Below are 19,480 nucleotides of genomic sequence, written 5' to 3'. Positions count from 1 at the left end.
AGCTTCGTCCTATCTGGAGCAGCGACACGCCGCTGAGCGCCTGCTCAGGAGCCCTTGATCACGATGAAAATGGCTCACTCGTGCGAATGCTGTCCGCGAGGACCTCGCGGACCAGCAGCCCGGCCAGGCCCCGTCCACCGAACTGTCGGTCTACTTCGGTGTGGAAGACGATTCGCTCACCATCCACCTTGGCGGAGTCGACGAAGTCCACACGACCGACGGGTGACCCCTCAGTGAGGCTGATGGTGTAGGTGCCGATCGGGCGATCTTTGTTGAGTTCTACCGTTACGAGCGCCCCGGTGTTGTCATGGATTTCCCTAATCATTCGATGTCCTTTCGAGATGCTGATTGCGTCCGTGTCAGCTGCAATCCGGCCATGATTCGCCGCCACGTCCCGCCACGGCGTGCCGCCTCGTTACCGCAGCGCTGGCCGCGAGGTCTCCACTGCTCAGTTTCTGGTCGAAGAATCATCTACCGGAGACCCTGCCGTCTCTCGATCACCGACTCACCACGTTGATCAAGTCCGGTCGGCGACCCAGCCGCACTCGTGAAACACGACTCGGCACGAACACCGCTGCGGCTGAGGTTCCGCCTGGCAACGTCGATGACAGCGCTGACAGACATGGCGGTTCCTTTCGCGTCGACGGTCCGAAGCGGGGGGCGACCTCGCGGGTCAGGGCCGTTCCCGGACGGACGAGGTCTGGCGCTGCTCCGGTCGTTGCCGGTGATGGCGTTGTCTTCAGGCTGGCATCGGCGGCGTCGCCTTCGCGTCGGTGGAAGCCCCTGATGTCGCCACCGTGCAGAGCGGTGGATGGCCGTTGCCCGGGCGGGCCAGACCAGCAAAGGGACCGCTGTGCGGGCAGGCCCGGCATACGGCGACCGAATTGCCCACCCCCGTCCACGGTTTAGAACTAGGGTTGGCGGACGGGGTTCGCGTCGGTGACAATTACTTACTTTTACAGTGCCGACAGATTCGAGTGGGAATGAAACTGGCGAATCTTCTAGGCCGGCACGCGGAGTGCGAAGCGGTCAAGCAACTGCTCGCCCGGGCGCAGGCGGGGCGCAGCGGGGCGCTCGTGGTGCGCGGAGAAGCGGGCATCGGGAAGACGGCGCTGGTGGAATATGCCCGCGACGTCGCGGCTCCTTTGGGGTTCCGGACGGAGATCCTGGCCGGAGCGGAGTCTGAGACGCAGTTCGCGTTCGCCGGTTTGCACCAGCTGTGCGGGCCGTTGCTGGACCGCGCGGGTGCGCTACCCGAGCCGCAGCAGGCTGCCCTGGGCGTGGCGTTCGGGCAGCGAGCCGGTGCCGCGCCAGACCGGTTCTTGGTCGGGCTGGCGACCCTTAACCTGCTGGCCGAGGTCGCCGAGGAAGGGCCACTGTTGTGCCTCGTCGACGATGCGCAGTGGCTCGATCAGCCATCCGCTCAGGTGCTGGCGTTTGTGGCACGTCGGGTGGCGGCCGAGCAGTTGGCGCTGGTGTTCGCACTGCGCGACCACGACGGAGGCGACGTTCGCCCGTTCTCCGGGCTGCCCGAGCTGCGCCTGGACGGGCTCGGCGAGACCGACGCGCAGGCGCTGCTGGCCGCCGCGGTCCCCACACCGCTGGACGACGGGGTCCGCGACCGGATCATCGCCGAGTCGCGCGGCAACCCCTTGGCGCTGCTGGAACTTCCCCGAAGCACGCCGCCGACGCAGCTGGCCGGCGGGTTCGAACTGCCGGACGCGTCGAGCGTGCCTCACCGCATCGAGGAGAGCTTCCAGCGCCGTTCAGGTAGCCTGCCCGCCGAGACGCAACTGCTCCTGTTGGTCGCGGCCGCCGAGCCGACTGGCGAGGTGGCGCTGCTGTGGCGCGCGGCCGCACACCTGGGGATTGCCCGCGAAGAGGCCGCACCCGCCGAAGCCGCCGGACTGCTGGAGATCGACACCCGGGTGCGGTTTCGCCATCCGCTGGTGCGCTCGGCGGTGTACCGGGCCGCCACACCACCCGATCACCGCCGCGCACACCGCGCGCTGGCCGCTGTCACCGACCCGCAGCTCGACCCCGACCGGCGCGCCTGGCACCGTGCGCAGGCCGTGCTCGGCACCGACGAGGAAGCCGCCGCAGAACTTGAGCAATTGGCCGACCGGGCGCGAGCCCGCGGCGGGTGGGCTGCCGCAGCGGCGTTCCTGCAGCAAGCCGCCGAGCTGACTCCCGAGCCGGCCGAGCGTACGAGACGGGCGCTGGTAGCCGCGCACGCCAAGCACGAGGCCGGTGCGCCCGAGAGCTCGCTGAGGCTGTTGACGATCGCGGCCGCCGGGCCGCTGGACGCGTTGCAAGCAGCCCGCCTGAAGTTACTGCGTGCCCAGGTCACGTTCCACACCACGCGCAGTAGCGAGGTGCCGGAAATGCTGCTGGACGCAGCCAGGACCCTCGCCCCGCTCGATGCGGCCCTGGCCCGTGAGACCTACCTGCACGCGCTCGACGCGGCGCTCGTGGCCGGTGACTCCGACCGCGGCGTCCTGGAGGTCGCCGAGGCCGCTCGGGCCGCACCTGCACCGCCAGGGTCGCCGCAGCCGTCGGACCTGTTGCTTGATGGCCTCACGAAAACCTTGACAAGTGGATATGCGGCGGGAGCGCCTAGGCTGCGGCATGCCCTGGAGGCGTTTCGCAACAGCCCGCTCACGGACCCCGAGCAAGACCGCCAGAGCGACCGCTGGCTGCGGCTGGCCGGCCGCAACGCGGTGGCAATCCTCGACGACGAACTGCTCTACCTACTGGCCAGCCGTAACGTCCAGTTGACTCGTGAGGCCGGTGCGCTGACGACGCTCCCGGACTCGCTGCGCTTCCTGTCCATCACGTCGGTCCTGATGGGCGAACTCGCCCGAGCCGGCGAGCTCGCCACCGAGGCGACGACCATCACGCAGGCCACCGGCGGCGTACAGCTGCGGCACGCTCACATCATCCTGAGTGCCTGGCGTGGCGACCAGGCGGAGACCACGGCGCTCAACGCCCTAACCGCCCAGGACGTCGCCTTTTCCGACGAGAGTACGGAGGCCTCCTTCGCTCAGTACGCGATGGCGGTGCTCCACAACGGGCTGGGCAACTATCCGGCCGCGCAGGACGCTGCGGCGCGGGCATTCGAGTCCCCAGAGCTGGCGCTCAGTAATCTCGTCCACTTCGAGCTCATCGAGTCAGCCGTCCGCGCCGATCGACCAGAACGAGCGATCGAGGCGATGAAGCAGCTCTGCTCCCGGGCTCGTGCCAGCGGGACGCCGTGGGCGCTGGGAATGGCGGCGCGCTCAGAGGCGCTGACGAGCACCGGATCGGCAGCCGAGGATCAATACCGCGAGGCGATCGCGCAGCTCAAGCACAGCCGGATGGGCGGTTACCTCGCTCGTACCCATCTCGTCTACGGCGAGTGGCTGCGCCGCGAGGGCCGCCGTCGGGAGGCCCGCGAACAACTTCGCACCGCCCACGAGCTGCTGTCCGGTATGGGTGCGGAGGCGTTCGCCGAGCGTGCCGCCCGCGAACTACGCGCCACCGGTGAACACCCACGAAAACGCGCCGCTCAGCCGACCGACGCGCTCACCGCCCATGAGCTGCACATCGCCCGGTTGGTCGCCACCGGAGCGACCTCCCGGGAGGTCGGCGCACAGCTGTTCCTGAGCCCGCGCACGATCGAAGCCCACCTGCGCAGCATCTTCCGCAAGCTGGGCATCACCTCCCGCAGGCAGCTCAAAGAACTTGCGCTTCCTGATTGGGCAGGCCGCGGGTAGCACCGGCCGGCGGTGGGTCAGCGCCCGACGTGCTGCCATGAATCACGTGGTGGCAGCTGTCGCGGCAACGTCCCGGTGAGCATCTTGTCCTGCGGGGTGGTGTCACTATGGCGGCCTGGGTCGGCGACGCCGCCCGTGAGCCGGGCGACCTCGATTACGTCGTCACCCCGCACACCATCACCAGCGACAACGCCGACGCCCAGGCACGGCGCGACGACGCCAAGAACGCGGTCCGAGCCGACCCGGGTCCGGGGCTGCAACCAGACCGGATCACCGAGGCCGCGATCTGGAACATGTCGACGATCGACGGCGGGCAGGGGTGCCGGCCGCTGCGCAGCGCGCCTCGATCCACCGTCACGGTGCCCAACTTGATGCTCGACCCGCCCTACTGGGACCAGAAACCCCAGGCCCGGAGCGAGTAGAACCGCTGGCCCTCACGGTCGGCGACGCTGAACTCGCGGCCCGGCTCCGGGGCGACCCGGACCAGGGCGTCCACGCCGTGCGCCGGCGAGGATGCGATCACGATCAGTGTCCCCTCGCTGACATCTCGCCATTGTCGCCCGTCCGGACCGCGTATCCCATCCGCCGAGCGGGCGACCACTATGGATGGGGACGCCGGTCATGAGTGCTGGCTCTTGCCGGCGATCATGTCGACGAGGGTGTCGGTGAGGTCTTCGGCCGGAGACACCTCCCCACTTCGGGTCGGTGAGCTGGCCGCCGGCCTCCAGGCCGGCAATCCCGTTCGCGCTGCTGATCAGCAGGGCTGCGTATCGGCGGGCATCCTGCTCGCCGACCAGGTCGGCGACGACGGTCAGGAACTCGGTCTGGCTTCGCTGGGCGGCACGGGCGAGTGCTGTGGGGTCGCCGGGCGGGTTGCTGAACAGAGCTTGTAGAGGTGTGGCTGAAAGCGGCCGATGTCGATGACGACCTCCGACCTCCGCAAGCACTACCCAGCCGAGAACCGCCGCCGCACGACCGCGACACATACCGACTGACCCGGCCCCCGACCACGTACGACAGTGATGACGGTGATCCCGTAGCTGAGACACCAGGGTGACCGCGCCGCCTCAGCGGTGTCCGCGGAGGCGGCACGGTCGCCGATACTCGAGCCGCGACGACTACAACCGATCGAGGCTGAGAGACCGTCGATCGGAAAGGCTCGGCGTTGCGATACCGTCATGGCGCCCACACCGGCGTCGAGTAGTCCGCGTCCGTCGGCTGTCGACGGCCCGCAGGGCGCCCCACCGATCCAGGGAGATACCGATGCCGGAGCCTGAGCCCGTCCAGGACGACCACGCAGCGGATGCCGAATCCTCAACCGCGGCCGAGACCGAGACCGAGACCGAGACCGAGACTGACCAGCCTGCCGTTCACGCAAATCGGGCTGCCCGGCGCGCGAAGGGCAAGGTCGCCTCGCCTCAACCATATGGAAAGGGTCAGCACATCGGCGGCCGGGGCTCGGTCCAGAGCCCGCGCCAGTGGGGTAACCGCCGAACCGGCTGATCCGTTGGTAGAGCCGGTTGTGCCGTACCCATCAACGTGGCTGACGAGCTCCGACTTGACGACGGACTCGTCGACCTTCCGCTTGAGTGCCTTGCCGTGTAGGCGCTCGCGGCGTCGCCGGGCTAACCCTGCTGCATGCTTGGCGCAGGGGCGATCGGGGTCGCGCGCATCCGTGGCCGCTGTCCCTGCCGGCGAGCTGGTCCGGCCAACTCGACCGGCCCGAGCCGCTGCGGTACGTCTAGGTGGGATAGCGCAGTGGTGGCGGAGGCCGGCGTCGGCACCGCGTATGAGCACCATCGGTGGCGGCATCGGGGTGCGGTTCAGTAACGGTGGTACGAGCGGGCGGGCGGTCGCATTCTGCCCTGCCGTCTGAATTGCTGTGCGTGTTGCCGTCTGGCCAGGTAGCTTCAGAACCTTCGGCTGCCGCGCGCCGCCGGAGTCCCCGAAGGTGCATCTCCATGAGGCAATCCACGCCCGCCCGGCGTCGACTCGATGCCACCCTGGCCCAACTCACCATCACCTTCCGCGGCATGGCCGCCCACCCCGACGACACCAACTGCGAGTGCCACTGGGGAAGCGCCGAGGACCTTGCCCTGCTCAAGACCGCGGACGTCGAGTTGGACCCGGATCTGCTGCGCCGCACCTACTCGGCCAGCGACTGGGACTTCCCCGCTGCCATGCTGCGCCGGATCCTGCCCCAGCTCGCTCGTTCTCTGGTCGACGGTGAGGTGATGCGTCTGGACAGCATGGATCAGGCGGGGAGGATGTTCGCACTCGGCCGTTGGCAGCAGTGGCCCGCCGAGCAGTCGCGGGCGGTCCGGGATTTCCTGGACGCCTGGTGGTTCGTCGCGCTCACCGAGCAGGACGCCGAGGTTCCGGCGTACTCGGTGCTGACCATGCTCGTGGAAGCCGCCGGCGGGCTCGACCGCTGGCTTCGTGCCTGGGCAACGGCGACCAGTCCGGTGGCGCACCAACGGCTCGCCGAGGCGTTCGGCAGATGGGAGTACGACCTGCTCCGCGACGATCTGCCGTGGCAAACCTGGTGGTGGACGGACGACGAGGAGGAGGTCCTTCGCGCGGAGTTGACCGGGTGGCTGCTCCAGCACGCCCCGACCCGGCTGCGGATGATCGGCGCCGACCCGGACCTGCTGGACCGGATCAGGCTGCTCGGCCTTGCCTGCCCAGCCCGATGGGACGACCCGCACTGGCCGGACCACGCCTACTGACCGGGCTGCCGCCCACAGTCAGCCCAGCTGGGCGGCCTCTCCCGGGATCTGATCGAAGGCGACGGCGCAACCGCAACTCAACGCCCTGACCGTGGCGGCGCAAGGCGCTACTCCCGTGGCCTGTTCCCACACTGGGCGCTTTTCAGCTGTGTGGGCGGGGTTCGCGAGCCGACAGGTCCGGTCACGGCCGTAGTCAGGTCATCGGCTGCGGCGGTGAGCAGGGCGATCGCTGATCCTAGAGGTCCGTGATCGATGTCCGCCCGGTCCAGAGAGGACGGCAGGTGCTCTCCGGCCGCTCCGTGATAGCGGTGCTGGCCGCGTTGGCGTTCTACCGGGTTCCGGTGATCCGGGCGGTGACGACGGTGGGGTCGGCTCCCGACCGTATGGCGGGCCGGTAGCGGGTCGGTTCGGCGTCGTACTCGGCGGCCGGGCCTTCGGGGTGCTGCCGACGTCACAGAATATTGCGATCTACAGGATTCGATCGATTCGAGTCGGGAACTTCGATACGGACCGCGCGCCGGGCGCCACCAGTAGGCGCCCGGCGTCACGACCGACCGAGAGGTGAATCCATGACCTTCCCCGCCAGGCTCGTCGGGGCCGCACTTGTTGGAACGCTCGCTGCCGGTGCGTCGGCACTGGCCGCGGCCTCCACGGCCAGTGCACAGGCCGAGCCCTGCGTTCAGCGCATCACCGTGGTGAACAATGCCGCGTTCGTGATGTCCTTCAGCGTCGCGGCAAGCAATGGTCTGGAGACGTCGAACACCGACACCTACCCGATCAATCAGTCGCGGACGGTCGATCTCACCACCACCGCGCTGCCGGTCGGCTCCGACGTCCGGCCAGTGGTGGACGCGGTGGCCGGAGCGCAGCGTACGCCGAGCAGTTTCGTGTCGTACTGCGAGAACGGGCAGACCGCGACGTACTCGGTGACCGGGACGACGTACGACTACTCGGTCACGCTGATCGGCTGACCGACGCGCCGACCGTTCGGGGCGTCCGCCATCGCGGCGGACGCCCCGCGTTCGTCCCTGCCGACGCGCTGACCAGTAAGCCGCGTGCGACGACGCCGACCGGCCGCTCCCCGCCGCCGAGGCGGTCACCACCCACACCTAGCTCATGAAGAAAATCATGGCCGCGAGGCTTGTTCCCATGGCCAGGTGCTCCCAACGGAGCAGGTCCGTGATCGGTCGATAACGCAGCTGGACGACTGCGGTCGCCATCCAGCAGAGGTAAGCCGCCGTGGCGGCGCGTAACAACACGAGCGCCGCATCATGGACGGTGACGGTGTCGTGGTCCGTCCGGGGCCCGGCGGCCATGTGGTGGGTAGCCATCGACTCACCGTGTTGATGTAGCAGCACGGCGAGCGCCATGAGCACGGCCCCGGCCATACGGTGCCGCTCCACCTCCGGGCCGCGCTCGGTCGGACCGCCGACGACGATTGCCACCGCCAAGACCAGCAGCAGCGTGCCCGCGTACTGCACAACCGGTGTGGCGTCGAGGGTCACCGCGACCATGACAGCCACCATCGCACCCGAAAGCGTTCGGGCTCCGCGGGAAGCGCCCGCCCGCGGTACGACGCAGCAGCAGGCTGACACCGCGGCCGACCCGAGCATGATCACCTCGACCATCAGGACGTTATCGCGGTGCGACGCCGGGGCGTGACCATTGCGCGGTGGGGCGGCCGTTGAGACGCCACGGGTGCCCGCTGACCCGCGGCCAGCCTTCAGGCGAGTTTTCCCAGTTCTCTTGCCGGCCGTACACCGTGAGGTCCAGGGCGTGGTAGGTGGTCATCAACGCCTCCACGCCCCGCCCGGTGGTCCAGTAGGTCTCGTAGACGTCGTCGCCGTCGCGCAGGTAGCACGCGATGAACCCGAAGTCACGACCGTCGGCCAGAGCCGGGTCGGAGTCTTTCGCCGAATACCAGGGGAACCGGTAGCCCATGAACTCCGCGAACGGGGCACTTTCGTCGTAGGGACCCTGGCAGAGCACGGCGTAGGTGACGTCCCGAGCGTGCAGGTAGTCCAGCATCTGCATGTGACAGGTCGAGAAGGTGCACCCCTCACACTGATGCTCGTACGGATTGCCGTCGTGCCACATGTGGAAGTAGGCGATGAGCATCCGGCGACCCTCGAACACCTCCGCCAGCGGGGTGTCCCCGCCAGGGCCCCGCACCGTCACCGTCGGCATCAAGGTCATCGGCAGCTGACGACGAGCGGCTGCGATCGCGTCTCCTTCGCGGGTATGGGCCTTCTCCCGGACCAGCAGTTCGTCGCGCTCACGCAGCCAGGTCTCCCGGTCGACGACCGGGGGCGCGGTGGCGCTGGGCGCGGGGGTTGCCGTCATGGCTATCTCCTTCGTGGAGTGGGGATCGGTCACAGGTACAGACGACCGAGTCGGCGATCGTCATCGGTGACCGATGACGGATGGCGTCCGCGGTCGTCAGTACGGTGGTGAGGACCAGTCAGCCCCGGGGAGATCACATGTCCGACTCGCCTGACGAGCAGGCGGTCTGGTTGCAGCGCGCCTTCGACGAGCACCGGCGTGAGCTACACGTGCACTGCTACCGCCTCGCCGGGAACGTCACCGACGCGGACGACCTGGTGCAGGAGACCTTCCTGCGTGCCTGGCGGGCTCGCGACCGCTTCGAGGGTCGCGCGTCGGCGCGCACCTGGTTCTACCGGATCGCCACGAACGTCTTCCTCGACAGCCGCAAGGCGGCCGGTCGCCGGACGGTACCGTACGGTGACCCGCTGGAGTGGTCCACCGAGCTCGGTCCCTATCCCGACGCCCTGCTGGCCGACGATCCGCAGACCGGTCTCGCCGCCCGGGAAACCGTCGAGCTGGCCGTGATCGCAGCGCTCATGTACCTGCCGCCGCGGCAGCGGGCGGCCTTCGTCCTGCGCGACGTCCACGGCTGGACGCCGCAGGAGATCGCCGCCGCGCTCGACACCGCCGTAGCGGCCGTCAACAGCCTCCTCCAGCGGGCCCGCCACACCCTCCGACGGCAAGCGCCGTCGGACCCGAAGGACTGGCGCCGCCCGCAGCTCACCAGTGAGGACGAAGAGATCCTGCGCCGCTACGCCAACGCGAAGGACCCGGAGACGATCCGGGCACTGCTCGCCGAGGACGTACGGATCACGATGCCGCCCGAGCCGCCGGTCGTCGGGATCGACGCGGCCGCGGAGTTCCTCGGCCGACCGCTCGACTGGCGTACGTTCCCCGCCTCGGCCAACGGGCGCCCGGCATTGATCAACTATCTCCGCCGGCCCGGCAGCCCGCACTACGAGGCGTTGGTCGTCGACGTACTCCGGATCGAGAACGGGAAGATCGTGGAGAGCAACGCCTTCATCGGTGCCCGTCACGTCGCCGCCTTCAGCATGCCCGCCACACTCGAGCCCTAGACAAGGGTGTCTCGCGTCAGGTGATCGGGCCTGCACTGGGGTAGTGGCATGGCGAGGACGAAGGCGGTCGTCATACCGACGCCACGCCCAACGCCGAAACCAAGTGACGTCGCAGTACTAGCCCCGAGGAAGCGCGGTGATGGCCACGACGGCGCTGTTGACGACAATGGCCGTCACGGTACGGGTCACGGCTGCCCCCGCGGCGTCGGCGCCCCAGTTGCCCTGCTCGAGTTCCTTGGCTCGGCTGATCACCGGTGACGTCCACGGAATCTCGCGGTGAAACTGCGGGAGTGTTCCGCTCGCCGAGAGCAGCGCCGCGAGCGCGGCGACCCGGGCTTGCGGCTCCGCGCCGTCCACGAGGACCCGTCGAACGTCGGCGAGCAGGCGGGACCGACGTTCGGTTCTGCCCTCGCGCAGGGCCGTCGTCCGGAACAGGCCAAGCACCTTACGCGGCTCCTGGTCGATGTCGCTCCGCGCGATGAGCCGCTCCAGAACCGGCCCCCGCAGCGGGGGACCGATCGCGGCCAGTGCCGTCTGCACCCCTCGGGGTTTCTCGGCGAGGTAGTCCCACGCCGGGCGCAGGAGGCCATCCGACGGCGGGTGACCCGCCACGCTGCTGACCCGCCCCCGGTCCGACGGGGTCAGGTGACCGCCGAGGGCGAGGTCGGCGAGGACGGCTCCGCCGAGGACGTAGAAGAGGGTGTTCTCCCCGGCGATGGTCCCGGATGCGGGTTGGAACAGGAGCAGGAGGAGATCCTCGACGAGAGTCGGGGCGTCCGACCGGGGTTCGGTGGTCATCGGCGGGGCTCCCAGCGGAAGAGTCGGGTAGCGAGGGTGACGGCGACAGCGACCCAGGCCAGCGTGGGCGCCAGCAGGAGCAGGGAGTCGATCACGGCGACGCCGCCGTTCCAGGCGTTCATCGTCAACTCGGTGGCCGCTCCGCCGGGCAGAAGCCGCTTGAGCCAGGCGAGGTTCTCGGTGCCGGAGATGCCGACCCAGCTGGCCACGGCGATCACACCGAGGGTAACGGGCAGGGTGGTGACCTGGGCGTGTTCGGGGGAGTTCGTCAGCCCGGTCGTGGCCAGCGCCAACCCGATCATCATGGCCACGGTCGCGAGAACCGCCACCACCAGCAGGGCGACGTTGTCCGGCCCGCCGGCGACCACGGCCAGGGCGGTCAGGATCGCTGTCACCTGCACCACGGTGAGCAGGAGCACGGGCAGCAGCAGGCCGGCGAGGATGCCGGCGTCGCCTTCGGCGGTGGAGCGCAGCCGCTTGAGGAAGAGATTCTGACGCCGGGAGGCCAGTGTGGTGACGGCCGTGGCGTAGAGCCCGAACGCGGCCACGGTGAACATCACGATCGCGGCGATGTAGCCGAGGCTCCCGATGGCGGCGTAGGTCTCGTGCTGACGGACGAAAAACGCGGACACCGCCGCCGGGATGATGAGGCTGGTGATCAGGACCAGCCGGTTGCGGAAGATCTGGATCAGTTCGCTGGACGCGATGGACAACACGGTGATGGGCCTCTCGGAAGAACGAATCAACTGTTGATGGCGCGGAACACGTCGTCGAGCCGGGTCGGTCCCGCCGCCAGGTCGCGCAGTTCCACGGCATGGTCCTGCGCCCAGCCGAGCAGGAGGTGCAGGTCCTTCTGCAGTTCGAAGGACTCGACAGTGACCTTCCCGTCGGCGTCGACGGCCGCCGGCAGCGGTAGCGGCGGAACCGGCGCGGCAAGGGAGAAGCGGATCACGCCGGGGAGGGTGCGCGTCAGCTCGGAGACGGTGCCCTCGCGGTGGAGGGTCCCCTCGTGCATGAGCCCGATCCGGTCGGCGCGCTGCTGGGCCTCCTCCAGGTAGTGCGTGGTGAGCACGATGGTGGAACCGTTTTCCCGCAGCCGGTCCACTGTCGCCCAGACGGCGTCGCGGGACTGGATGTCGAGGCCGGTGGTCGGCTCGTCCAGGAAGATCAGCTCCGGGGTGCCGTAGACCGCGGTCGCGAAGTCCAACCGCCGCTTCTCCCCGCCGGACAACTGGGACACTTTGCGTCCGGCGCGACCGGTGAGGTCGACCACGTCGAGCACCCGATCGACGTCGTCGGCGCGCCGGGTGAGCCCGCCAATCAGGCCGACGGACTCACGGACGGTGAGGTCGGGCGAGAATCCGCTCTCCTGGAGCATCACGCCCATCCGGGGGCGTACCGCCCGGCGGTCGTCGGGCCTGTGCCCGAAGACGCGTACCGTGCCAGAGGTCGGCTTCCGGTGCCCCTCGACCACCTCCAGGGTCGAGGTCTTCCCGGCTCCGTTGGTGCCCAGCAGTGCGTAGAGCTCTCCGGACCGTACCTCGAAGGAGAGGTCCTTCACGGCGTGGAAGTCGCCGTAGGTGAGGTTCAGCCGTTCGGCTTCGATGACGGGTGTAGTGGACATGCACCAATGACAGCGCGGACACGGCCGACCCGTCAGTGGCGTCATGTCATCGCCGCATGTGACGTGGTGTCACTGGTCGTGGCACCTGGCTGCCCGATACTGGTGTGGTGACCGCAAGATCGCCGCGCTTCACCGAGTCGACGCAGGGAAGACTGCGACGGCTCAACCTCGCCACGTCCCTACCGCCGGTCTTGGTCGCCGCGGTGGTCCTGGTCTACACCGACGCGGACACCTGGTGGCACCTTGTCGTCCTGGCGCCGGGGGCCGTGGCAGGCTTGGTGGCCTTCGAGCGGTGGACGGCCAACGACCTGGCTCGGGTGGCGCTGCCGTGCCTGGTCGTGGCGGGAGCGGTGTGGCCACTGGGGGTCCTGGTGACCGGCAGCCCCAACGCCTACTGGGGGTTCTGCGCTGTGGGCTCGCTCGCCATGCGCGAGGTTCGGCGGCACCGGAAGCTGGCAGCGGCAGGGCTCTTCACCTACGTCGCCGCCGTCGGCACGGCGCGGCTGCTGGTACAGCGGGACGACATCGGTCACGTCCTGGTCACCTACGTTCTCATCCCGACCGTCCTCACCATCGTCGTGACGGTCTTCACGATCGTGGGCGAGCGTTTCTACGAACTCATCCAGGAGCTCGAACAGACCCGCGAGAGGGAAGCGGAACTCGCGGTGATCCGCGAACGCGTGCGCTTCGCCAGCGACCTGCACGACATCCAGGGCCACACCCTGCACGTGGTCAAGCTGAAGATCGCCCTGGCGCAGCGACTGCTGCTCCGCGACACCGAGCGGGCGGAGAAGGAGCTGCGGGAGACGTACGCGCTGGTCAGCGACACCATCGCGCAGACCAAGGAACTGGCCTACGCCCAACGCCGGCTCAACCTCACCGCGGAGATCGAGAACGCGAAGAACCTGTTCGAGGCCGCCGGCATCCGGGTCCGGGTGACCCGGGAGGCCGAGGTCGACGCCCGCGCCAGCGAACTGCTCGGGCAGGTGCTGCGCGAGACGACCACAAACATCCTCCGCCACGCGCAGGCCACCCAGGTGCAAATCACGCTCTCCGAGTCGAGCATCACCGTCGTCAACGACGGCGTGACCGCCACCTCGCCCCCCGAGCTGAGAGGACTGGCGGCACTCCGGCAACGGGTGGCGGGCGACGGAGGAGAGCTGACCGTGGAACAGCAGCAGGGACGCTTCCGGACGGCGGCGACGTTCCCCGCCGTGCGCGCCGGCGCGGAAAGGAGTGACGGCCGATGACCACCATCGTGCTCGCCGACGACGAGGCGCTGCTGCGTACGGCCCTGGCCGCGCTGCTGCCGATGGAGGGCGACATCACCGTTCTCGCCGAGGCGCAGGACGGCCGGACGGCCGTCGAGGCCACCCTGCGGCACGGGCCCGACGTGCTGGTCATCGACCTGGAGATGCCGGGCGTGGACGGTCTGGGCGCGGTCGCCGAGATCCGGCGCACGCGCCCGGGGCAGGTGGTTCTCATGCTGACCCGGCACGCCCGTCCCGGCGTGTTGCGCCAGGCGTTGAAGCTCGGTGTTCAGGGCTTCGTCAGCAAGTCCGCCGAACCGACGCACATCTCGTCTGTCATCGCCACCCTGCATGCGGGCAAACGCTGGATCGACCCGGACGTGTCCGCGCTCGCCGTCACCGAGGACAACCCCCTCACCGACCGTGAAGCCGACGTCCTGCGGGTCACCGGCGAGGGCTACTCGGTCGCCGACATCGCCGCGCGCCTGTACCTCGCGCCGGGCACCGTCCGCAACTACCTCTCCAACGCGATGCGCAAGACCCAGACCCGGACCCGCCACGAAGCGGCCCGCTACGCCCGCGAACACAACTGGCTGTGACCAACGGGCGATCACCCCAGACCAGCACGGAATCCGTCAACGCCGGCTGAATCATCACGCGGTGCCGACGACATCCTCCCGGAACCCATCAGGCTCCTGATCCCGGATGTCCATCAAAGCGGGTCAGGCCCTCTGACCTTGCCGATCAAGCCGAGGTGGGGTGTGCTCGAGACCTTCGGCCGTCTTGAGGCCGTAGCCGAGGCCGCGATCGACGGCGATGTGGAACACCCAGGCAAGGGCCAGAACTCCGAGCCAACCGATCCGGTGGCCGAACCCGGCCGCGGCCACGGCTACCGCTCCCCGGCGAACGCGTGCTCTCGGCCCACCACCAGGGGAAGCTCTCCCGCGACGACGCGGTGCGGTATGGCCTGGGCGCGGTGCCGGTATGCCTGGGCGCGGTGCGCACACGCCCCGGTCCGTGCCGGCGCACCTTCGACCGACCGGTGCCATTCACGACCCGCAGCCGGTCGGATCGCCGCTACCGCCACCTGATGAGGTAGATGCCTTGCCCGGTGGTGGCGAAGTGCCCGTCCACCGGGTGCAATGTGGCGGAATGGTAGGTACCGGGATGACCGGGGTCGGGTCGCTGAAGCGCCATGTCGAGGACGTACCGGGCTGTGCGCCGGAACGCGACCGCGCTGCCGGCCATGAACAGGGTGTGAGCGTGCAGGCGTTGGTGGAACCTGTCCCTGTTGAAGGAACGCCGACGGGCTTGGCGATTGAGTTCGTGGACCTCGTCCCAGGCGGGAACGTCGTTCGGGTTCCAGGAGACGGTGTGCGGAGCCCCGGCTCCCAGGCGGTGGCGTAGCTGCTTCCACCGGTTCGGGGCGAACTGCAGGTCGTGGTGACTGAGTACCAGGTCGAGCTCACCGACGGTCTCGGTGGCGGGGGAGGGCTCCGGTGGCGGCTTGCCCCGTAGCGGTAGGTGGATCAGTGTGCGGCGTGATCGGGCTGCCAGCATCCACAGGCCCGTGATGGTGAACGCGGCCTCGGCGTTGAGTTCCAGGACGAACCAGGGGTTGTTGTCGACCAGCACCGCGCCGGTCACCGGTTCGGCCGGGCGGACGACGCGGTACTGATCGGCGCCGAGCCGTCCCTGATGTACGCGGATCTTGAGGTTCATGCCGTGGCGAGCTGCGCGCGGGCGTGCATCAGCGCGAACCCGAGGAGGTTGCGGCCGCGCCATTGGGCCGGATCGTGGGCGCGTGGGTCCGTCGCGGAAAGCCCGATGCCCCAGACCCGATCCATCGGGCTGGCTTCCACCAGTACCCGATTGCCCGTGCGAGACAGGTACCGCCCGAGGTCAGGGTGCTGGCTGAACTTGGCCAGGTTGCCGGCGGCGACCAGGTCGAAGCTGTACGCATCCCAGGTGGCCTGGTCGAAGTCGCGGACCTGCCGGCCCAGGGCCTTGACCGCGCCCGGGTGCGGCGCCGTGAGCATCTGCGCGGCGATCGCTTCGTCGCCGAACAGGCGAGCCTTGCCGATCATCATGTAGTGCTCGGCGGTGGCGTACCGGATCCCGTCCACGACGAACGGGGCCGGCCACCATTGGCTCAGGCAGCCCGATCCGACGCTGCCGTCCGGTTGGGGCTGGTGCCCCCAGAAGAACAGGTACTTGACCCGCCCGCCCGCAGCGGCGAGCGCCCGCAGCTCGGGCAGGCTGCGCGGCGAGGAGGTGGTGTCGGGCATGTTCGGCAGGGTGCCAGAACCGTACGGCCACGCGCCATCGGGTTTGCTCTGCCGGTCGCGGGGTCGCCGGCCGTCCTCCCGGGGTTGAGCCGGCCGAGAGCGGGCTTCCTGCCCTTCGATATGAGGCGTGCCGCCTCGGCCTTGCGACGAGCGGAGATTTTTGTTGCTGAGTCAAAAATTCGACGTTCATCTCTGGCGTTGGGAGTGGTCGTGCGTTCATGATGTTGGCGGTACGGCTGCCCGGAGATCCGCCCACCCTGTCGGATGACCTGCTCGACAGGGCCGGCGGGTCCCCGGGCGCGTCGCTTTCGACCGGGAGGTAGTCATGACACCGACGGGACCACGCAGGCCAGCCCTGCTCCGGTCCGGCATCGCGGCCGCAGCAACCGTGCTGGCTCTTGCCGCGAGCACCGTGTCCGCGACGGCCGCCCCAGCCGAAGGTGACATCCTCGCCGCGGGCGGCCCGACGGCCGTGGCCGGCTCCTACATCGTCGTGTTGCGGGACTCCGCCGTCAAAGCCACCGCTGTGGACACCACCGCCCGTGACCTCACCAAACAGCAGGGCGGCGGGGTCGGCCCCGTCTTCCGGCACGCCCTGCGCGGCTTCGAGGCCCGACTCTCCGAGCGCGGTGCCCGCCGCCTCGCCGCCCATCCGGCCGTCGCCTCCGTGACGCAGAACCACACGGTGTCCGTGGCAGAGGTGCAGAGCCCGACACCGTCCTGGGGCCTGGACCGGATCGACCAGCGCGCGTTGCCGTTGGACAACTCGTTCACCTACCCCCGCGTGTCACCGGGCGTGCGGGCGTACGTCATCGACTCCGGGATCAACCTGACCCACACCGAGTTCGCCGGGCGGGCGGTGTCCGGCTGGGACTTCATCGACAACGACGCCGACGCCACCGACTGCATGGGGCACGGCACCCACGTCGCCGGCACGGTCGGCGGCACCACCTACGGGGTGGCCAAGAACGTCCAACTGGTGGCCGTACGCGTCTTCAACTGCGACGGCCGCGGCACCACCTCGAATGTTCTCGCCGGGGTCGACTGGGTGACCGGCGACCATGACCCCGGGCAGTTGGCCGTGGCGAACATGAGCCTCGGCGGCCCGCCGTACGCGCCAATGGTCGACGCCGTGCGACGGTCGATCGCAGACGGCGTCACCTACGTGGTGGCCGCCGGCAACGAGGACGGCGACGACGCGTGTTCCTACACCCCGGCCTCCGTCCCGGAGGCGATCACCGTCGCCGCCACCGACGCCACCGACACCCGCGCATCGTTTTCCAACATCGGTACGTGCGTGGACCTGTTCGCGCCGGGCGCCGACATCACCTCGGCCTACACCGGCAGCAACACCGCAACCCGCACCGCCTCCGGAACCTCGATGGCCACCCCGCACGTCACCGGCGCGGCGGCATTGATCCTGGCCGACAACCCCACCTACACCCCGGCGCAGGTGACCCAGGCACTCCTGGCCGACACCACCCCCGGCGTGGTGACAAATCCGGGCGTCGGCTCGCCGAACCGGCTGCTCCACGTCAGCGCCAGCACCCCGGCCAACGACTTCGCGCTGACCGCCACCCCCGCCAGCGGCACCGTCACCGCCGGCGGCACCATCTCCACCACCATCACCGCGGCCGTCACAAACGGCGCGACCCAACCGGTCTCCCTGGTGGCCCGCGGCCTACCAGACGGCGCCACCGCCACGTTCCAGCCCGCGAGCGTCGCTTCCAACGGCAGCACCACCCTGACCATCAACACGGCGTCGACAACCATGGCCGGCGACTACACCATCACAGTGATCGGCACCGGAACGGGTGCGACACGTGCGACGGCATTCCAGCTACACGTCAACGACCCGGCCGGCTGCGTCGGCTCGAACGGCACCGACACGGCGATCACCCAGGGCGATAGCCCGCTGGTCCCCATCACGATCACCGACTGTCCCGGCGCCGCCGCTCGCAACAGCACCATCGAGCTGCACATCGACCATTCAGGAATCGGGGACCTCGACATCCGGCTGCTCTCACCCGATGGCACCTGGTATTACCTGCTGGACCGCACCGGCGGCGACAGCGACGACATCGACTACACCTTCACCCACGACCTGTCGTCCGAGACCGCGAACGGCACCTGGATGCTGTGGCTCAACGACCTCCTGCACTCGGGCACCGGGTTCCTCGACTCGTGGCGGATCAACCTCGCGGGCGCCGACCTGCCGGCACCAGCATGTGGTGGCCGCACCAGCACCAACCTACGGATACCGGCCGCCGGCACTGTCGAATCGTCAATCAGCGTGGCCGACTGCGGCCTGGCGCCGTCGACCAAGAGCTACATCGAGCCCAACATCCGTCACCAGTACGGCCGAGACCTTCGAGTCTCCCTCGTCGCGCCGGACGGGCAGGCGATCCTGCTCAAGGATGCCTACGTGGGGTCGTACCGGGCAAACGTCCGCGAAACCTTCATCACCGATCTGTCGAGCAAGCCCACAGCTGGCACCTGGAAACTGCGGGTCGAGAACGTCGCCGACTACGAAGGCGTGTTCGAAGGCTGGAAGCTGACCCTCGATGGCGGCACCACGCCACCGCCCACCACGCCGCCTCCCCCCACCACACCACCGCCCACCACGCCGCCTCCGACGACGCCACCGCCCACCACGCCGCCTCCGACGACGCCACCGCCCACCACGCCACCGCCCACCACCCCGCCTCCGACCACCCCGCCCCCCGGTGGGAGCCCTGCCTGCACCGCCGTCTACTCCGTGCAGGACCAGTGGAACGGTGGGTTCGTCGCCAACGTCAGCGTCACGGCAGGAGCGACCCCGCTCACCGGCTGGCGGGTCACCCTCAACCTGCCGGGCGGTGCCTCGGTCACCTCGCTCTGGAACGGTGTCAACAGTGGCACCAGCGGGACCATCACCGTCGCCAACCAGAGCTACAACGGACGGCTGGCCGCAGGCCAGACCACCAGTTTCGGATTCCAGGGCACCGGAAACGGCAACGGCACGACCGCCACCTGCACCGGAAGCTCGAACTAAGAGCGACCGGCAATAGGTAGGGCGTCTGGACGGAGGGGACCCCGAGGTAGCAAGCAGGCACGGCTCCATTGATCATCGGAGTTCTCTACGCTTCGTGACCGATGGAGTCCCGTGCCTGCCTATAAGGGCGCCGTCGACGACGGTGATCTGGTCGAGCCGCCGCCGAAGCACCGCCGCCAGAGCCAGCAGCGGGTCCGAGGGTGTCGATGACCCCGTCCGCCGCCGGGTGCGACACCTCGAACAGTGGGCCACCCCTGAAAGACCGTCGATATCACCTGCACCGCATCGCCATCCACAACGGACGCACAAGCGAGTTACGAGACATCCCTAATCAGTGGGGAGCGCGACAATCCTGACCACCAGTTCTCTCTGGGAGTTCACGCCGGACCGCTCGCCCGCATCAACGCACGTCAGCGCCCCCATTGCCCTGTCCAGCATCGATGAGCACTTGTCCCGCACTTGTCCCGACCCTGCGGCCGCGTTACGGGTCAAGTGGTTCGATGACCTGCTTTCGGGCGTGTTGATAGATGACGGAGCTGCGGAACCCGACGATTTCGCGGCGTCCGCTGAACTTGTCCATGAGGAAGGAGTGCAGGCTGTC

At 69.0% G+C, this 19,480-nt stretch carries 20 protein-coding genes; 10 read left to right on the top strand and 10 right to left on the bottom strand.

Annotated elements, in window-relative coordinates:
- Positions 1–58 precede the first annotated feature (58 nt).
- Positions 59–325, bottom strand: a complete 267-nt coding sequence (locus tag ACPXB1_RS30065) for an N-acetyltransferase (protein ID WP_425736125.1) — start codon at positions 323–325, stop codon at positions 59–61.
- Between the two features lie 658 nt (positions 326–983).
- Here ACPXB1_RS30065 and ACPXB1_RS30060 point away from each other — a divergent pair.
- Together ACPXB1_RS30060 and ACPXB1_RS30055 are read left to right on the top strand one after the other, a co-directional pair.
- Positions 984–3,755, top strand: coding sequence for a helix-turn-helix transcriptional regulator (locus ACPXB1_RS30060; RefSeq protein WP_425736124.1), 2,772 nt, complete (start codon positions 984–986; stop codon positions 3,753–3,755).
- A gap of 107 nt (positions 3,756–3,862) precedes the next feature.
- Positions 3,863–4,177: a hypothetical protein gene (locus ACPXB1_RS30055; RefSeq protein ID WP_425736123.1), complete on the top strand. Its 315-nt coding sequence runs from the start codon at positions 3,863–3,865 to the stop codon at positions 4,175–4,177.
- Here the strand turns inward: ACPXB1_RS30055 and ACPXB1_RS30050 are convergent.
- Positions 4,141–4,278, bottom strand: coding sequence for a hypothetical protein (locus ACPXB1_RS30050; protein ID WP_355592088.1), 138 nt, complete (start codon positions 4,276–4,278; stop codon positions 4,141–4,143). The genes ACPXB1_RS30055 and ACPXB1_RS30050 overlap by 37 nt on opposite strands.
- 142 nt (positions 4,279–4,420) lie before the next feature.
- Here ACPXB1_RS30050 and ACPXB1_RS30045 point away from each other — a divergent pair, with 142 nt between their 5' ends.
- The 4 genes from ACPXB1_RS30045 (at position 4,421) to ACPXB1_RS30030 (ending at position 7,455) form a co-directional block, all read left to right on the top strand.
- Positions 4,421–4,648: a hypothetical protein gene (locus ACPXB1_RS30045; RefSeq protein WP_355592086.1), complete on the top strand. Its 228-nt coding sequence runs from the start codon at positions 4,421–4,423 to the stop codon at positions 4,646–4,648.
- Positions 4,649–5,716: 1,068 nt separating this feature from the next.
- Positions 5,717–6,484 carry a hypothetical protein gene (locus ACPXB1_RS30040; protein WP_425736122.1) on the top strand — a complete coding sequence of 256 codons (768 nt, stop codon included), beginning with the start codon at positions 5,717–5,719 and terminating at the stop codon, positions 6,482–6,484.
- 245 nt (positions 6,485–6,729) lie between these two features.
- Positions 6,730–6,882: a hypothetical protein gene (locus ACPXB1_RS30035; RefSeq protein ID WP_355592082.1), complete on the top strand. Its 153-nt coding sequence runs from the start codon at positions 6,730–6,732 to the stop codon at positions 6,880–6,882.
- Positions 6,883–7,053: 171 nt separating this feature from the next.
- Complete coding sequence (locus ACPXB1_RS30030; RefSeq protein WP_355627594.1) at positions 7,054–7,455, top strand: hypothetical protein; 402 nt, start codon at positions 7,054–7,056, stop codon at positions 7,453–7,455.
- Between the two features lie 138 nt (positions 7,456–7,593).
- On the opposite strand, the gene ACPXB1_RS30025 is transcribed toward ACPXB1_RS30030, so the two are convergent.
- Both ACPXB1_RS30025 and ACPXB1_RS30020 read right to left on the bottom strand, forming a co-directional pair.
- Complete coding sequence (locus ACPXB1_RS30025; RefSeq protein WP_425736121.1) at positions 7,594–7,998, bottom strand: hypothetical protein; 405 nt, start codon at positions 7,996–7,998, stop codon at positions 7,594–7,596.
- A gap of 121 nt (positions 7,999–8,119) precedes the next feature.
- Positions 8,120–8,827, bottom strand: coding sequence for a DUF899 family protein (locus ACPXB1_RS30020; protein ID WP_355592077.1), 708 nt, complete (start codon positions 8,825–8,827; stop codon positions 8,120–8,122).
- A 137-nt stretch (positions 8,828–8,964) separates the two neighbouring features.
- Here ACPXB1_RS30020 and ACPXB1_RS30015 point away from each other — a divergent pair, with 137 nt between their 5' ends.
- Positions 8,965–9,885 carry an RNA polymerase subunit sigma-70 gene (locus ACPXB1_RS30015; RefSeq protein ID WP_355592075.1) on the top strand — a complete coding sequence of 307 codons (921 nt, stop codon included), beginning with the start codon at positions 8,965–8,967 and terminating at the stop codon, positions 9,883–9,885.
- 117 nt (positions 9,886–10,002) lie between these two features.
- Here the strand turns inward: ACPXB1_RS30015 and ACPXB1_RS30010 are convergent, their stop codons facing one another.
- From ACPXB1_RS30010 to ACPXB1_RS30000, 3 genes are read right to left on the bottom strand one after another with little or no spacing between them, the layout of a single operon-like run.
- The gene (locus tag ACPXB1_RS30010; RefSeq protein WP_355592073.1) at positions 10,003–10,683 is read right to left on the bottom strand and encodes a GOLPH3/VPS74 family protein; all 681 of its coding nucleotides are present in this window, start codon (positions 10,681–10,683) and stop codon (positions 10,003–10,005) included.
- The gene (locus ACPXB1_RS30005) at positions 10,680–11,399 is read right to left on the bottom strand and encodes an ABC transporter permease (protein ID WP_355592071.1); all 720 of its coding nucleotides are present in this window, start codon (positions 11,397–11,399) and stop codon (positions 10,680–10,682) included. Before ACPXB1_RS30005 ends, ACPXB1_RS30010 begins: the two co-directional genes overlap by 4 nt.
- 26 nt (positions 11,400–11,425) lie before the next feature.
- Complete coding sequence (locus ACPXB1_RS30000; RefSeq protein WP_355592069.1) at positions 11,426–12,307, bottom strand: ABC transporter ATP-binding protein; 882 nt, start codon at positions 12,305–12,307, stop codon at positions 11,426–11,428.
- Positions 12,308–12,414: 107 nt separating this feature from the next.
- On the opposite strand from ACPXB1_RS30000, the gene ACPXB1_RS29995 reads away from it, so the two are divergent.
- Together ACPXB1_RS29995 and ACPXB1_RS29990 are read left to right on the top strand one after the other, a co-directional pair.
- Positions 12,415–13,557 carry a sensor histidine kinase gene (locus ACPXB1_RS29995; protein ID WP_355592067.1) on the top strand — a complete coding sequence of 381 codons (1,143 nt, stop codon included), beginning with the start codon at positions 12,415–12,417 and terminating at the stop codon, positions 13,555–13,557.
- Positions 13,554–14,156: a response regulator transcription factor gene (locus ACPXB1_RS29990; protein WP_355592065.1), complete on the top strand. Its 603-nt coding sequence runs from the start codon at positions 13,554–13,556 to the stop codon at positions 14,154–14,156. The genes ACPXB1_RS29995 and ACPXB1_RS29990 overlap by 4 nt, the downstream gene beginning before the upstream one ends.
- Before the next feature lie 123 nt (positions 14,157–14,279).
- Here ACPXB1_RS29990 and ACPXB1_RS29985 read toward each other — a convergent pair whose 3' ends face one another.
- From ACPXB1_RS29985 to ACPXB1_RS29975, 3 genes are read right to left on the bottom strand one after another with little or no spacing between them, the layout of a single operon-like run.
- Positions 14,280–14,606 (bottom strand): DUF4260 family protein, encoded by a 327-nt coding sequence (locus ACPXB1_RS29985; RefSeq protein ID WP_355592063.1) that lies wholly within the window; start codon positions 14,604–14,606, stop codon positions 14,280–14,282.
- 28 nt (positions 14,607–14,634) lie between these two features.
- Positions 14,635–15,279 (bottom strand): hypothetical protein, encoded by a 645-nt coding sequence (locus tag ACPXB1_RS29980; protein WP_355592061.1) that lies wholly within the window; start codon positions 15,277–15,279, stop codon positions 14,635–14,637.
- Positions 15,276–15,845: an NADAR family protein gene (locus tag ACPXB1_RS29975; protein ID WP_355592059.1), complete on the bottom strand. Its 570-nt coding sequence runs from the start codon at positions 15,843–15,845 to the stop codon at positions 15,276–15,278. The genes ACPXB1_RS29980 and ACPXB1_RS29975 overlap by 4 nt, the downstream gene beginning before the upstream one ends.
- 325 nt (positions 15,846–16,170) lie before the next feature.
- Here ACPXB1_RS29975 and ACPXB1_RS29970 point away from each other — a divergent pair, with 325 nt between their 5' ends.
- Positions 16,171–18,879: a S8 family serine peptidase gene (locus tag ACPXB1_RS29970; RefSeq protein WP_355592057.1), complete on the top strand. Its 2,709-nt coding sequence runs from the start codon at positions 16,171–16,173 to the stop codon at positions 18,877–18,879.
- Positions 18,880–19,480 lie beyond the last annotated feature (601 nt).

Origin of the sequence: Micromonospora sp. DT68, assembly GCF_049847245.1 — a bacterium.
Lineage (GTDB): Bacteria > Actinomycetota > Actinomycetes > Mycobacteriales > Micromonosporaceae > Micromonospora > Micromonospora profundi.
Note: the sequence above shows the minus strand (reverse complement) of the source record. Positions and strands in the feature narration are given on the sequence as shown.

Excerpts from the sequence above, each read along its gene's own strand:
- ACPXB1_RS30065 (WP_425736125.1), bottom strand. The coding sequence starts at position 325 with ATGATTAGGGAAATCCATGACAACACCGGGGCGCTCGTAACGGTAGAA.
- ACPXB1_RS30060 (WP_425736124.1), top strand. The coding sequence starts at position 984 with ATGAAACTGGCGAATCTTCTAGGCCGGCACGCGGAGTGCGAAGCGGTC.
- ACPXB1_RS30055 (WP_425736123.1), top strand. The coding sequence starts at position 3,863 with ATGGCGGCCTGGGTCGGCGACGCCGCCCGTGAGCCGGGCGACCTCGAT.
- ACPXB1_RS30040 (WP_425736122.1), top strand. The coding sequence starts at position 5,717 with ATGAGGCAATCCACGCCCGCCCGGCGTCGACTCGATGCCACCCTGGCC.
- ACPXB1_RS30030 (WP_355627594.1), top strand. The coding sequence starts at position 7,054 with ATGACCTTCCCCGCCAGGCTCGTCGGGGCCGCACTTGTTGGAACGCTC.
- ACPXB1_RS30025 (WP_425736121.1), bottom strand. The coding sequence starts at position 7,998 with ATGGTCGCGGTGACCCTCGACGCCACACCGGTTGTGCAGTACGCGGGC.
- ACPXB1_RS30020 (WP_355592077.1), bottom strand. The coding sequence starts at position 8,827 with ATGACGGCAACCCCCGCGCCCAGCGCCACCGCGCCCCCGGTCGTCGAC.
- ACPXB1_RS30015 (WP_355592075.1), top strand. The coding sequence starts at position 8,965 with ATGTCCGACTCGCCTGACGAGCAGGCGGTCTGGTTGCAGCGCGCCTTC.
- ACPXB1_RS30010 (WP_355592073.1), bottom strand. The coding sequence starts at position 10,683 with ATGACCACCGAACCCCGGTCGGACGCCCCGACTCTCGTCGAGGATCTC.
- ACPXB1_RS30000 (WP_355592069.1), bottom strand. The coding sequence starts at position 12,307 with ATGTCCACTACACCCGTCATCGAAGCCGAACGGCTGAACCTCACCTAC.
- ACPXB1_RS29990 (WP_355592065.1), top strand. The coding sequence starts at position 13,554 with ATGACCACCATCGTGCTCGCCGACGACGAGGCGCTGCTGCGTACGGCC.
- ACPXB1_RS29985 (WP_355592063.1), bottom strand. The coding sequence starts at position 14,606 with ATGGCACCGGTCGGTCGAAGGTGCGCCGGCACGGACCGGGGCGTGTGC.
- ACPXB1_RS29980 (WP_355592061.1), bottom strand. The coding sequence starts at position 15,279 with ATGAACCTCAAGATCCGCGTACATCAGGGACGGCTCGGCGCCGATCAG.
- ACPXB1_RS29975 (WP_355592059.1), bottom strand. The coding sequence starts at position 15,845 with ATGCCCGACACCACCTCCTCGCCGCGCAGCCTGCCCGAGCTGCGGGCG.
- ACPXB1_RS29970 (WP_355592057.1), top strand. The coding sequence starts at position 16,171 with ATGACACCGACGGGACCACGCAGGCCAGCCCTGCTCCGGTCCGGCATC.